At 43.2% G+C, this 13,808-nt stretch carries 10 protein-coding genes; 5 read left to right on the forward strand and 5 right to left on the reverse strand.

The window, feature by feature from the left end:
• Position 1 precedes the first annotated feature (1 nt).
• Together AB3N61_RS06240 and AB3N61_RS06245 are read left to right on the forward strand one after the other, a co-directional pair.
• Positions 2–1,291, forward strand: a complete 1,290-nt coding sequence (locus tag AB3N61_RS06240) for an aminopeptidase P N-terminal domain-containing protein (RefSeq protein WP_367898766.1) — start codon at positions 2–4, stop codon at positions 1,289–1,291.
• Positions 1,292–1,592: 301 nt separating this feature from the next.
• Positions 1,593–2,021, forward strand: a complete 429-nt coding sequence (locus AB3N61_RS06245) for a hypothetical protein (RefSeq protein WP_367898767.1) — start codon at positions 1,593–1,595, stop codon at positions 2,019–2,021.
• 349 nt (positions 2,022–2,370) lie between these two features.
• Here AB3N61_RS06245 and AB3N61_RS06250 read toward each other — a convergent pair whose 3' ends face one another.
• A complete protein-coding gene (locus AB3N61_RS06250; RefSeq protein WP_367898768.1) occupies positions 2,371–3,549 on the reverse strand; it encodes a M20 metallopeptidase family protein in 1,179 nt (392 codons plus the stop codon).
• 128 nt (positions 3,550–3,677) lie between these two features.
• Here AB3N61_RS06250 and AB3N61_RS06255 point away from each other — a divergent pair, with 128 nt between their 5' ends.
• Positions 3,678–4,895, forward strand: a complete 1,218-nt coding sequence (locus AB3N61_RS06255; RefSeq protein ID WP_367898769.1) for a PQQ-dependent sugar dehydrogenase — start codon at positions 3,678–3,680, stop codon at positions 4,893–4,895.
• An 8-nt stretch (positions 4,896–4,903) separates the two neighbouring features.
• Here AB3N61_RS06255 and AB3N61_RS06260 read toward each other — a convergent pair whose 3' ends face one another.
• Positions 4,904–6,478 (reverse strand): FAD-dependent thymidylate synthase, encoded by a 1,575-nt coding sequence (locus AB3N61_RS06260; RefSeq protein WP_020767967.1) that lies wholly within the window; start codon positions 6,476–6,478, stop codon positions 4,904–4,906.
• Positions 6,479–6,630: 152 nt separating this feature from the next.
• Between AB3N61_RS06260 and AB3N61_RS06265 the strand changes: the two genes are divergently transcribed.
• Positions 6,631–7,620 carry an aldo/keto reductase gene (locus tag AB3N61_RS06265; RefSeq protein WP_367898770.1) on the forward strand — a complete coding sequence of 330 codons (990 nt, stop codon included), beginning with the start codon at positions 6,631–6,633 and terminating at the stop codon, positions 7,618–7,620.
• A gap of 3 nt (positions 7,621–7,623) precedes the next feature.
• On the forward strand, positions 7,624–8,223 hold the full coding sequence (locus tag AB3N61_RS06270; RefSeq protein ID WP_367898771.1) for a TetR family transcriptional regulator: 600 nt from the start codon (positions 7,624–7,626) through the stop codon (positions 8,221–8,223).
• A gap of 123 nt (positions 8,224–8,346) precedes the next feature.
• Here the strand turns inward: AB3N61_RS06270 and AB3N61_RS06275 are convergent, their stop codons facing one another.
• The 3 genes from AB3N61_RS06275 to AB3N61_RS06285 form a co-directional block, all read right to left on the reverse strand.
• Complete coding sequence (locus tag AB3N61_RS06275; protein WP_367898772.1) at positions 8,347–11,634, reverse strand: efflux RND transporter permease subunit; 3,288 nt, start codon at positions 11,632–11,634, stop codon at positions 8,347–8,349.
• A gap of 126 nt (positions 11,635–11,760) precedes the next feature.
• The gene (locus AB3N61_RS06280; RefSeq protein ID WP_367898773.1) at positions 11,761–12,489 is read right to left on the reverse strand and encodes a class I SAM-dependent methyltransferase; all 729 of its coding nucleotides are present in this window, start codon (positions 12,487–12,489) and stop codon (positions 11,761–11,763) included.
• Positions 12,489–13,793, reverse strand: coding sequence for an adenylate/guanylate cyclase domain-containing protein (locus tag AB3N61_RS06285; RefSeq protein WP_367898774.1), 1,305 nt, complete (start codon positions 13,791–13,793; stop codon positions 12,489–12,491). The genes AB3N61_RS06280 and AB3N61_RS06285 overlap by 1 nt, the downstream gene beginning before the upstream one ends.
• Between the last annotated feature and the right edge of the window lie 15 nt (positions 13,794–13,808).

Raw genomic sequence — 13,808 nt, forward strand, 5'->3', positions numbered from 1 at the left:
TATGGACCAAAACATTTTTCGAAAACGGATCCGAGAAGTTCAGAATTTTTTAAAAGAGTCGGAAGTATTACTTATATTTGCAGCCCCTCAAAAGATCCGTAATAGAGATGTGGAGTATAAATTCCGACAAGATTCGGATTATTATTATCTGACAGGCATCGAGGAAGAAGACGGTGTTTTGGTCTTACGCAGGGACTTCTCCGCTCATTTTGCGCTTCCTAAAGATAAGGAAAAAGAAATTTGGACAGGCATTCGTCTCGGAAAAGAAGAGATCGAAAAAAGATTGGAGCTGGATCAAAGTTTCGATCTAGGAGAATGGGAATCTAAAATTTCGGATATTCTTACCAATCAGTTCACCTTATATCATTTTTTCGGAAAGGACTCCAAAAGAGATTCGGAGTTACTCGAACTTATCAGTTCTTTGAATAGAAGACTGAGGGAAGGTAAATTCGGCCCGCAACGATGGGAGATCCCAAACTTTCTTCATGAAATGAGAATGTATAAATCACCTGAAGAGATCGAAAAATTAAAAGAGTCTTCCAGGATCACCGCTCTTGGCCACGAAAGATTGTTCAGAGAGACCAAAGTGGGAATGTACGAATTCGAATTAGAGTCCATTCTGGAATCCGAATATTTAAAACATGGAGCCTGGGGTGGGGGGTACGGGCATATTGTAGCCGCAGGAAAAAATGCCACCATTCTTCATTATACCACCAATCGTGCGAAGATCGGCGATAACGAACTGATTTTAGTGGACAGCGGTGCTGAGAAGGATTATTATACCGCCGACGTTACTCGCGTTTTCCCTTCGGGAAAAAAATTCACTTCGGAACAAAGAACCATTTACCAATTAGTTTTGGATGTGCAAAAACAAGCGATCTTGGACACAAAACAAGGCGTAGAGTTCAATGCAGTCCATGAGAAAACCGTTAAAAATCTAACTTCCGGACTGATCGATCTGGGTTTATTAAAAGGCGAACTTTCTGAGATCATTGAAAAGGGAGAATACCGCAGATTTTATATGCATAGGACCGGTCATTATCTTGGAATGGATGTGCATGACGTGGGCCGTTATTTTGAGAATGGAAAAAGTAAATCTATGCAGAACGGACTTGTGGTCACTGTGGAACCCGGATTATATTTTGATCCAACAGATGAAACGATCCCGGCAGGTTTTAGAGGGATCGGAGTTCGGATAGAAGACGATGTTCTTGTGAACGGAGATGATCCGATCGTTCTAACTTCTATGATTGCAAAAGAAGTGGATGAGATCGAGGCGATGAGGGCCTGATCTTTTTTTCCATTCTATTCTGAATCTTCACTCATACAAGATGTAAGATGTTGGAGTTCCAACATCCTTTAGTATATCCCGCGGAATATTGGTTCCAGGGATTCTTTTGCGAGAGGAAGCTGTGGCGGTTTTGTGATTGACTACGGTTTCAAATTCTTGTTTACGTCTCCAAACTTTTCGTCTTAGTTGCAAGATTTTATCTAAGACGAACTAAATTCAAAAATTTTAATATTCATTCCGTTTTTCATTTGAAGATATTCGTTTCATATTATGGATTCGATCCAAGCATTCGGAGGCGAATATGGAAGAAGTTTTTAGAAAACAAATTTTAGAAAATCGGGGAATGATCCAAATCGATTGGAGAATTCCCTTGGAGATGGAATCGATTTGGAGAGATGCAGTATTTCATATAGGAGAACCTAAGGAAATTCTACAAATCCTAATTTCATCCTTTAGGGAAAAAAGACAAAAGGGAAAAATCCCGAAACTCGATTTTGAAAAAGTTAAAAGTAGCGATTCCAGAAAAAGAGTTAGAGTATACGGCTCCGATTATTGGGAGGCAATGGGTTTCGCTAAGGAAAGAAATGTTTCCACTAGTAGTTTTTTATGTTCTCTTTTAAAAATAGAATGGAGCTTAAGTTCCGGATTTCAATCGTTTAGAAAGGAGAAGGATCTGAAAAAGGAAACAACTATGAAAAACGAGGAGAAATTTCTGCCCTGGGGAGCATGATCTTCGTCGTGCAATGTTGGAATTCCTACAATGGTCATGAGCGAAAATAGGGATTGAAATTTCGGGCTTTTTGGTGTATGGGGAAATTGCTTCTCCCACAAGCCCACCTCCTCCACCCGAACCAGGGTGGGGGCCGGTTTTACAAATTTGCGTTCGATCAAGTAAATCGTGTCGATCTAGAGTTCGACTCGTTTGACTTTCGTCACCGACTCAGGAAAACTGGTCGCCTTCTCGCTCTCTAAGGATCGCTGCGAAGGGGCGGGGGCGCTCTCCACTCCCATGTAGGATTTTCAACAAATGTCGGATCCCGCATGTTGGAATTCCTGCACTTGTATTTTATTTCAGATCCTTAATGAGTTTCTAAATAGAGTCGGATCGCTTCCTTCATCACTGACAGCCCGATCGGTAAAGAAGCCTCATCGATGTCGAATTTGGAACTGTGGTGTGGATGAACAAGGCCCTTTTTTTCGTTCATGGAACCCACGAAAAAGTAACATCCAGGGACCTTCATCAAAAATGCGGAGAAGTCCTCTCCTCCCATGGTTTTAGCATGTTCTTCCGTGACTGAGTTCGGACCTAAAATATTCTCCGACGCTTTTCGGACGATATTTGCCATTTCCGGATGATTGATCGTGGGAGCATTCGTTCTTTCGTAATGGATGATCGTCTTTGCGCCGAACGCTGACGCAGTATTTTCTACGACTTTTTTGAATAATTCCGGAGCTTTATCGAACATTTCTTTGGTGAATGTGCGGATCGTACCTTTTAATTCCGCAGTCTCGGAAATCACATTGAATGCATGTCCTGCATGGAATGCGCCTACAGTTACTACGCAAGAATCTAAAGGATCGGTATTTCTGGATACGATACTTTGGAGGGCGGTAACTATATGAGATCCTACTAATATAGGATCCACAGTATGTTGTGGCATGGCTCCGTGGCCACTGACCCCTTGGACAGTAATTTTAAACTCGTCCACTGCGGCCATCATAGGGCCGTCTACAACTCCTATTTTTCCTACGGGAATATGATTCCAAACATGAAGGGCTAAAGCGGCAGATACATCGTATTTTTCTAATATTCCTTCTTCTATCATGCGGTCTGCGCCTTGTCCACCTTCTTCCGCAGGTTGGAATACCAACAAAACCCTTCCTTTCGGTACGATAGCGCTTGGATTTTCTTTTAGTTCGGAGGCAAGTCCCATTAAAACAGAAGTATGAGCATCATGACCGCATGCATGCATAACTCCTTCGTGAACGGAAGTATAATCCGTCTTATTCTCCTCAAAGATCGGAAGAGCATCCATATCCGCCCTTACTAAAAGGGTTTTACCCGGTTTTCCCGAATCTATCAGACAGGCAATCCCTGTCTTTGCGATCCCGGACTGGAAAGTATAACCTAGGGATTCGAGATGTTTAGAGACGAAATCCGCTGTCCCGACTTCCTCGTATCTAAGTTCGGGATGTTTATGAATGAATCTGCGGTATCGGACCAATTCTTCGGCCCTTGAAGGGGAAACTGTTTTCATACTCTGCTCATGGATGATTTACTCCGAAATCGGTTTTTAGTCCTTTCTTTTTTTATTTTTTCGAAAAGAGAGAAGCTCAGGCTTTCAGCTTGTTTTTTTAAATAAGAAGGATAATAAATTTAACAAAGATGGAACCGATCTTTAAAATCCGGAAGATCTGCGTTTATTCGATCTTATACCTTTTTATATCCTTACTCGGATGTTCTAAACCGGATGGTTCTAATATTCCGTTTCTTCCGCTTTTATTCGGATGTAGCGAAGATCGAAATCCTCCTTGTTTGAAACTCACCGAAATTGCTTCCGGGTTCGATGCTCCTTTGTTTCTCGTTTCTCCGTCGGGAGATTCGAGTCGGATGTTCGTTTTAGAGCAAGGGGGTAAGGTCCGCTTGATCAAAGACGGCATTCTTCTCCCTTCTCCTTTTTTGGATTTGGGGTCCGACGGTTTAGATCTAATTTCCTTCTCCGGAGAGAGAGGACTTCTCGGTCTTGCATTCCATCCCAATTATAATTCGAACGGAAGATTTTGGGTAAATTATACTCGAAAATCGGACGGAGATACTGTTGTTGCGGAATATGCCAGATCTTCTTCCGATCCTGATCTTGCAAACTCCGGTTCCGGTTCCATTCTGTTTACCGTAGACCAACCATTCAGTAATCATAATGGAGGAATGATGGTCTTCGATACAGGTGGTTATCTTTTGGTGGGAATGGGAGACGGAGGGGGCGCGGGAGACCCGAATAATAATGCCCAGGATCTGGAATCTTCACTTGGGAAAATTTTACGAATAGATATAGACAATTATCCGACTCCCGCTCCGGGGAATAGGCCTGCGGTTGGATTAGAAAATCCTCATATTTGGGATTGGGGTCTTAGGAATCCCTGGAGATTCAGTTTGGATCGAAACACGGGAGATCTTTATATCGGGGATGTGGGGCAAAACAATTTCGAAGAATTGAATATAGAAGCCGTAAGCACAGGAATTAAAAATTACGGCTGGAGACTCACGGAAGGAAATCATTGTTATGATCCTTCGTTCGGATGTAATACTTCCGGGATCAGTTTTCCAAAATTAGAATACAATCATTTTGTTGGAAGTTCCATCACAGGCGGTTATGTATATAGAGGAATGAATTTTCCCGAATTGAACGGAAGATATTTTTACGGTGATTTTATAGCTGGAAGGATCTGGTCCATTCTTTGGGATGGGACTAAAGTGAACGGACACATAGAACATACTTCCGAAATGGGATTTTCTTCCAATGTGTCTTCTTTCGGAGAAGACGCAAACGGAGAAGTTTACCTAGTGGACTATGGCGGAAAAATTTTCAGAATAGAAACAAGATAAAACGAAAATTACAGAGTTCTATCGTACTCGTCCAATTCTCTTTTCCAAACTTGGGTCCCGCAATAATGATCCCCTTCCGGGCAATACGGTTTGATATCACCTTGCAGACGGATCCAACAGGGCGCCTTGATCCATTTTGCGATCTCAGGTTGCACCTTCGTCAAATCCACAAGTTCATTGATAGAGGCTTGGAAAATTTCTTCCTGAGCATTATAACAGGTTCTCGCTCTCCATTTATGATGCAGATTCAATAGATCCCCACTTTCATAAAAACGGACAGGGAAAGCGTTCGGAAGAAGGTAAGAGGCATGTTCCGGAGATCCGCCTGCCTCGATAAAACGGTTCAAGCTCTTGAAAATCCCGTCCATTCTTCTTCTATAAGTTTCCTCTAATTGAGGATATTTTAATACAACCTTAGGAACGATATAGTCGGGCATTCCGGTATACTGACTCATTAGCACAGGGCGGGAGCCCGGCACCATTCTATGTCTCTGGTCCTGGCTATCCGCGGAATGAGAGATCCTTTTTTTGAAAGAATAATGCACGTTGAACATCGCTCTAGAAAGAGGGCTCATCGTTGTCTCGTTCAGAGTGGAAGTCAGATGTTTGTTCTTGGAAGGGTCCATCACAAGTCGGATCGCTTCTTCGTTATTCAAAGAATTTTTAGACAAACCTAAGACCGCACGAACGGAAGAAGCCAAAACCTCAGGACCGTTGGAAGAATAGGAAACCAATCGCGAATAACGGTTATCCATATCCTCGTCGAATTCTCTTACGAAATTTTTGGCTGCTTCCGGCCTATATTCGTTCGCGCCGTCTTGGTAGAATTCTTTGAAAAATTTGTACTCGGCAGTTTCTTCCAGAGGGATCGGATCATCCATTTCTTCCACATACAGAGGATCGATTTCTTTTACTTTTTCGATCATCTCTTCCACGACTAGGCGTTGCTCTTCCGGAACATCGAAAGAATTCATCAAACGATGGTATCTATGTAGAGTGAGTCCGTTTACGGAATGATACAGATAAGTATAAGTTCCCAAAGGAAGAAGGTAACGTGCTACTTCCAGGCACTTCTTCTTAATGGGTTGCTGCCATTTTTCAGGATAATTGGCCCTCGCTTTGTAAACGAGGAAATATTCGTCTTGAATGAACGGATGTAGAAGTTCTACAAATTCAAAATATGCGTTAGATGCGGATTCAACCGCTTCCAAGTAGAATTCCTTCTGCTTTCCTGTCAGAGTAGGCGGGATATAATAATTTTCTTTTTTCACTTCTACATATCTTTGGCTCACCTGTTCCGAATTATAGTACGGATGAGAATGTAAAAAGGACCAGACGAACTGACGAGACACCTTGTCCAGGGTGAATATAAAATGAGGATGCTGTCTTGTGGTGAGATGCCCCGCTTTTTTTGTGGATTTAGCCACTTTGTCTCGGATCTCGAGGGATTTTTCCGTGCGGATCATGTCCTCGGGAAGCAAAATCCCCTTGGAAGAATAGCAAGTCCGAGCGGACGCGATCGCCAAATTGAAAGGTTCTCTAGTCGCATCTAAAAGTTGGACAATCGGTTTCTGGTGTTCCATGGGATCTGCTACTCCGGAACGCTAGAATGGTATTATGTCGGAAAGCGAAAAGCAAGAAATGTAGGAACTCCGACAAAAAACCGTTCAGAAAATAGATTGCATTTAGTTACATATTATAAAAAAAGTAATTTGTAACTAAATGGAGATTTCGCATGAAACTGAGAAAATTAGGAAAAAACGGTCCTGAGGTTTCCCAAGTCGGTTTGGGATGTATGGGAATGTCGGACTTTTACGGAACAAAAGAGACCAGGAGTAGGGAAGAGTCGATTGCGACCATCCGCGAGGCCCTTGATTCCGGGATCAATTTTTTGAATACGGGTGACTTCTATGGGACCGGTCATAACGAACTTTTGATCTCGGAAGCGCTGAAAGGTAGAAAGACCAAGCCGATGATCAGCGTGAAGTTCGGAGGACTTCGAAGTCCATCCGGAGCATTCATCGGATACGATTTCAGACCGAATTCAGTCAAAAACTTTGCGGCACATTCTCTCACTCGTCTCGGAACGGAGGTGATCGATATTTATCAGGCATCTCGTGTCGATCCTGAAATTCCGATCGAAGAAACCGTAGGGGCGATCGCCGATCTGATCCAGGAAGGATATGTGCGTTATTTGGGACTTTCGGAAGCTTCTCCTGAAAATTTAAGAAGGGCGCATAAGGTCCATCCGGTCACTGCCGTGGAAGTGGAATATTCTTTGGCGACCCGTGTGATCGAGAAGGAGCTCATACAAACGGCAAGAGAACTCGGAGTGGCAATCATTCCGTACGGAATTGTGGGAAGAGGGCTTCTGACCGGAAAAATAGAAACCGCTTTGGGTGTTCCCGATTTTAGATCCAATTCTCCTCGTTTCCAAGGAAAAAACCTTGAAGCGAATTTGGAACATGTGAGTCTGCTTCAAACGCTTGCAAAGAAGAAGGGATGCACTACAGCCCAACTTGCTATCGCTTGGGTGCTTCACAGAGGAGAGGATATTATTCCTCTGATCGGTTCCACAAGGAGAGTAAGTCTGAAGGAAAATTTAGATGCACTTTCGGTTACCTTAAGTAAGGAAGAACTCGATACACTGGACGAGTCTTTTCCGGAAGGTACCTTCCAGGGAGATAGATATCCTTCTCATTTGATGCAGCTCGTCGTTAAATGAGAGATGCCTAAAACAGGTTTAAAGCCGGAAGAACTACAAGAAAAAGTGCTCGATGCCGCAGAGATTGAGATCAGAAAAAATGGCGTCGAGCGTTTGAAACTTACGGATGTGGCTAGAAACCTGAATCTAAGTCACGCCGCTTTATACAAACATTTCGCAGACAAAGAGGCTCTACTCGATTCCATTTCTAAAAGATGGCTGGATCGTATCGATATTGCTCTTGCAGAAATTTCCGCAAAGACCGGCCCGTTGGAAGAAAGGATCCTTGAGTGGCTAATGACTCTCCATAAAATGAAACGGGAGAAGGTCCAGTCCGATCCGAGAATTTATACTGCATTTAATAATTCCGCAGAGAAAACAAGACCCTTCGTTAAAAAACATATCCAGACAATGTACGAACAATTGGAGAAGATGGTCCAGGAAGGTATCCAAAAAGGATTATTTTTTTGTAATACTTCTAAAGAAGGTGCAAGGATCATTTTTGAAGGGACTGCCGCTTTTCATCATCCTCGTATGGTATTCGATAATATAGAAGAGGATCGTGTCGAATTTTTAAGATCCGTTGTATCTACGATTTTGTCCGGATTGAAGAGTAAAAAGTAGAAAATTTCACGCAGAGATCACTGAGCGCACAGAGCTGGAAGCAAGTGAAGTCTACTCCGTGAATCTCTGTGCTCTCCGTGTGAACTAATATGTAAAAGTTCGGATTTTCATTCGAAGAGGCCCTTATTTTCTCTTTTTCGCTCCGTTTTTAGAACGTTTGGATTTGGAGCTTACTGTTTCTTCCGGTTCTTCATGGATCTCTTCGCTATCCCAGGAAACTTCTTCCAGAGTTACCGGAATTCTTTCTTGGGCTCTGGAAGCTTGGAATTCGGACTCTAATTTTCTTTTACGGGCTTCTTTTCTTCTTTCCTGGTCTTGGTAGATATTTAGAAGGAATTCCATCACGATAGGAAGAAGCACACGAGAAAGAACGGTAGCTACGATTACTCCGAAGATGACAACCGTTGCCAAAGGTCTTTGTACTTCTGCCCCGGCCATGGTAGAGATCGCCATCGGAATAAATCCCACTGCCGCGATAATCTCCGTTGTCATTACCGGACGAAGTGAATGAAGGCCCGCAGTTAATACCGCCTTGGAAATGGTGATCCCTTTTTCTAATTCTTCTTTGAGAGTGGAAGCGTATACGACCCCGTTCAGTACTGCGATACCGCTTACCGCGATAAATCCTACCCCGGCAGGAATACTAAAAGGAAGACCTCTCAACACAAGTCCTATGATCCCTCCCGCGACTGCAAGCGGTACTACGATAAATACTCCGGCTGCATAATAAATATTTCCGAAGGCAGCGATCAACATTACGAAGATAATCCCGAGAGCAATCGGTACAACCATTAACAATCTATTCTTTGCTCTTTGGAAGTTTTCGAATTGACCTCCCCAGTCCGTTCTATAACCTTCCGGAAGATTTTTTTCAATGTCTGCTGTGACCTTTTGGGCCTCGTTTACGAAACCGACTAAGTCCCTTCCTCTTACGTTGGTCTCTACCATAATCCTACGTTTTAAGGATTCTCTATAAATTGCCGCCGGACCTTCCACAAATTCTATTGTTGCTACCTGGCCCAGAGGAACCGTAACACCCGTCGAGGTCATGACGGGAATATTTTCCAGTTTGTCCAAATCCGAAACATCCAACTGTAAACGAACGACTAGGTCGAATCGTTTGAAACCTTCGAATACTTTTCCTGCCTTTCTTCCTATCCGTAACGATTCCACCGTAGTGAGAATCTCTTCCGCGGCCACTCCGTAACGCGACATCTTTTGTCTATCGGCTTTGATCTGGATCAAAGGAAGACCAAGCACTCTTTGTACTCTTAAGTCCGCCGCACCCGGGACTTTTTTGATCTTATCTGCGAATTTAGCCGCAGTTTCTTTTAATGTCTGCAGATCATCTCCGTAAATTTTGATCACTACGTCCGCTTTCGATCCGGAGAGAAGTGCATTCACCCTGTTCTCGATCGGCTGAGAAAGTGAGATCGTACTCGAAGGAACCGATTTTAGGATAGCATCCTTCATTTTATCCATTAGTTCGTCTCGAGAAGAAGCGCTGGTCCATTCCTTAGGAGGAATGAGTTTTACCATGGATTCTCCTTCTTCCGTTCCGATGGGTTCCGCTGCAGATTCGCCTCGTCCCATTTTGCTGACCACACTTGTTACTTCCGGGAACTGTGCGATTACCTTCTCCATTTCCATATTCGTGTCTCTGGAATAGTTGATGGAAGTGGAAGGAAGCCTTTTGATATCGATCGCGAATTCCCCCTCGTCGATACGTGGAAGGAACTCGGATCCTAAAGTAGAACCTAATATTAGAGATACTGCAAATACTCCTAAACCTGCTCTTAAGAATAACTTTTTATTGGCCATTCCGAAGTCGAGTAGTCGCATGTAGATCTCTTCCGCTCTATCCCAGAACTTACTATGATGGAATATCGGTGTTTGGAATAAGATACTTGCCGCTGCAGGGAAAGTGGTTAGAGAGAATAGAAGAGCCATACCCAAGGAAATGGCAACAGTCATTGCCATAGGTTTGAACATTCTACCTTCCACACCCTCTAAGGTCATGAGCGGTAGGTAAACCAATAAGATGATACCGACCGAGAAGGCCGCGGCTCTTGCCACTCTCACACAGGAATCCGTGATAATTTCTTCTGCCGCGAGTTTTCTATCTTCTTGGGAGTTCTGCTGTTCGTAAAAGGCCTGCTTTAAGATAAAACCGTGAAGTACTGATTCTAACATCACGATCGTTCCATCCACCAAAAGTCCGAAGTCTAATGCACCAAGTGACATTAAATTACCGACGATGCCGAACATTCTCATGAATATTGTGGCGGCAAGCATCGGGATAGGAATGGATAAGCTGACTAAAAGTGCCCCTTTTACCGTTCCGAGAGCGAAGATCAAAACGATGATCACAAGTACCGCTGCTTCCGCTAAGTTAGTGAAGATAGTCCCTAACGTTCTTCCGATAAATTCGGAACGATCGTAAAATGTGACGATCTTCATTCCTTCCGGAAGTCTGGCTCTTAGAATTTCTACCTTTTCTTTGACCCGTTTTACCACTTCCAAAGAGTTTTGGCCCATGAGCATCATGGCTGTGGCGCCTACAACTTCCCCCTTGGCATCTTTGGTCATAAGTCCGAAACGAAGAGCTGGACCGGTTTCCACAGTGGCGATCTGTCCTAAAAGAAGTGGAACCCCGTCTCTTTCGGTTTGAACAGCAACGTTACGTATTTCTTCCACGGTTTTGAATTGGCTTTCTCCGCGGATCACGATCTGTTCCGCATCTTTGGTAATGTAACCGCCGCCTGTGTTTTGGTTCGCGGTCTCCAGTTTATCACAAAGTTGGGATAATGTAATATTATGAACTGCTAATCTTTGGGGATCTATCTTGATCTGGTATTGCCTTGCTTCTCCGCCGATAATGTTTACGTCGATAATCCCTTCCGTGGATTTGATCTCTCTCGCAAGTTCCCATTCCATATAGGTCCTGAGTTCTTCCGGATTATGACGGTCGCTTGTTAGGACGAATTCGTAAATATCCCCGAGACCGGTTGCGATAGGGGAAAGTTCCGGGCTACCGTAACCTTTCGGGATCACAGCTTCGGCTGCTCTTAATCTTTCGTTGATGAGCTGTCTTGCAAAATAAATGTCGGTTCCGTCTTTGAAGATAACCGTAACGCTGCTCACGCCCGTTCTGGAAATAGAACGGATCTCCGTTACATTGGGGACCCCGGTAAGCTCCATCTCGATCGGATAAGTGATGAACTGCTCCACCTCTACCGGAGAAAGCCCCGGGGACTGAGTAACTACGGAAACCTGGACGTTTGTAATATCCGGGATCGCGTCGATAGATAGGTGATATGCGTTATAAAAACCTACAATGGTCACACCGGCAGTGAGTATCAGGATAAAAATCCTGTTCTTGATGGAGATACGTATCAGCTTATCTATCATGGAATGGTTCCGGGCAAGGATACGTACAAGTTCCCAATGAGTCCGGACTTGTCGAACGGTTTTTGAGAAAAAGGGCTTCTCAAAATAAACTAGAGGAAGGAACCGATCGGAAGAACGAGGGTCTAATTAAAGCCTTTCGAAAAGAATAAACTTCATCCCGTTTTTCTCATCCCTTCTTTTTAACTCAAAATTTTTCCGAGATACTGTTCTGACCACCTCTTCGATAGGAAGGATCAGTTTGTTATACGAACTAGCGGAAACGGTCCAACCCTTATCGGATTTTTCATGAAATATATCCGTGACTTCTACCTTGTCCTGAGTGAATTGTAATTGGCAGGTGAAAATTCGGGATTCTTCGGAACGTACTACAAAGATATTTTTGTCCCCCGGTTTCCCATAACTTAGATCTCTATAACCTAAAATCAATTTACTTCCTGTAGAAAGAAAACTTGCCCAAAGACTTACGGTATTCTCCCATTCTTTTTCGGATTCCAAATGTGTGATCGTATCTCCCATACATAAAAGGATTTCGGGAGAAACTCCTTGGTATAAATCTCCGGATCTGATGTCCGCAACCTTGGTCCGTATCTTCGTGTCCGGTTTTCTAATCATGATCTCGGATAATAATTTTTGGCTGAAGTCTATTGCTGTAACTTGAAATCCTAATTTTTCTAATGGAATAGATTGTATCCCGCTTCCCGCGCCTAAGTCCCAGGCCACTCCGTTTCCTTGGGGAGAGATCTCGAAAGATCTGAAGAATTCCAGTTGGTCCTTTTCCTTCCGGGAAAGATCTCCTAGAGACCAGGAATATTTTTCCGCCAAAAAGTTTTGGTAATGCGATTTTGGAGATTGCATCAGGTCAATTTATAGATAAGGACTTCTTTTTCTCTTCCTTTTACTTTAACGGGGGGAAGGGACTCTGCTTCTAAAAAATGTTTTACATGCTCATATACGGTATCCGTCGCTAAAATTTCGCTTCCGAAGTCCTTGTTCAATTGTTCCACTCTGGATGCGAGATTTACCGTGTCCCCGATGATGGTATATTCCTTTCTTTGGGAGGAACCTACACTTCCTGTCATCGCTTCTCCGAAATGTAAACCGATCCCGATCTTTGTTTCGGGGATTTTTCCGGAGAGATTCATCTCTATTACTTTTTTCTGAATTTCTAATGCGGCAGAAACCGCGTTTTTAGCGTCCTTTCCATCGTCTGAAAGAGGAGCGCCGAATACGGCCATAAAACCGTCTCCCAAAAACTTATTTATGATACCGTTATGTTTATTTACGATCTCTATCATATCCTCGAATAATGTATTCAAATATGTGATCACTTCGGAAGGACTTTTGTCTTCCGAAAATTTCGTAAAATTCCGTATATCCAAGAACATAACGCATACGTCCTTGTTTTCGGAAGCTGTATCCGTCTTTTGGCTCATGAGTTTATCTACGACCGACGGAGATACATATTGCCCGAACATTCCTAAAATTTCGTTTCTTTCTTCTAAACGTTCAACCGAGTTTTTCAGGATCTTTTTCAATCTTACGCCAACAAGTCCTGCTACGATCCCGGAAGCTAAAAATAATCCGGAACGCATATATGTCGGGATTTTGGAGTAGAAGAAACCGTACGCGGATTCGCCTTCTAACGGAGAATCCGGAACAAAAAATAACCCGGTGATCAGATACTGGACCGCTGCAATGGCTCCGGTAAAAAAAGAAAGTCCGAACTCCATTCTGAGGACGGATAATATTATAAAAATCAAATATAAATTGGAAATAGGGGAATTTAAAGGTACGACCGGATGAGAATGTTTTTGGATCAAAATGAATAATATGACACCTGGGAGGGAAGTTTCGATCAAGGCGTTCCCGAATCTGGGTAGAAGCGGGAGTTTAAATCCTTTTTTCTTGAGATAATTCAGTAATTTTAAAAATACGAATTCGTAAATCGTACCGAAAGTGAGTGTGCCAATCAGCACCTCGAAAGGGAATGCGATCCCTGTGCTTGCATTAAATTCTTTTTCTAAAAATAAGAATAGGATAGTCCAAGAAATTCCCGCGAATGCGAAGACCGCAAGAAGTATCTTACTTCGGATCTGTTCGCTGGCCAGGATCTCTTTTTCTAAGGTATTGGATAGGGTTTCGAAATGTTTGGGCAGCATGTATGATTCCTAGGA

Origin of the sequence: Leptospira sp. WS58.C1, assembly GCF_040833995.1 — a bacterium.
GTDB classification, from domain to species: domain Bacteria; phylum Spirochaetota; class Leptospiria; order Leptospirales; family Leptospiraceae; genus Leptospira_B; species Leptospira_B cinconiae.

Coding starts and splice junctions, on each gene's coding strand:
- AB3N61_RS06250 (WP_367898768.1), bottom strand. CDS start 3,549: ATGAAAACAGTTTCCCCTTCAAGGGCCGAAGAATTGGTCCGATACCGC.
- AB3N61_RS06260 (WP_020767967.1), bottom strand. CDS start 6,478: ATGGAACACCAGAAACCGATTGTCCAACTTTTAGATGCGACTAGAGAA.
- AB3N61_RS06265 (WP_367898770.1), top strand. CDS start 6,631: ATGAAACTGAGAAAATTAGGAAAAAACGGTCCTGAGGTTTCCCAAGTC.
- AB3N61_RS06285 (WP_367898774.1), bottom strand. CDS start 13,793: ATGCTGCCCAAACATTTCGAAACCCTATCCAATACCTTAGAAAAAGAG.
- AB3N61_RS06255 (WP_367898769.1), top strand. CDS start 3,678: ATGGAACCGATCTTTAAAATCCGGAAGATCTGCGTTTATTCGATCTTA.
- AB3N61_RS06275 (WP_367898772.1), bottom strand. CDS start 11,634: ATGATAGATAAGCTGATACGTATCTCCATCAAGAACAGGATTTTTATC.
- AB3N61_RS06245 (WP_367898767.1), top strand. CDS start 1,593: ATGGAAGAAGTTTTTAGAAAACAAATTTTAGAAAATCGGGGAATGATC.
- AB3N61_RS06240 (WP_367898766.1), top strand. CDS start 2: ATGGACCAAAACATTTTTCGAAAACGGATCCGAGAAGTTCAGAATTTT.
- AB3N61_RS06280 (WP_367898773.1), bottom strand. CDS start 12,489: ATGCAATCTCCAAAATCGCATTACCAAAACTTTTTGGCGGAAAAATAT.
- AB3N61_RS06270 (WP_367898771.1), top strand. CDS start 7,624: ATGCCTAAAACAGGTTTAAAGCCGGAAGAACTACAAGAAAAAGTGCTC.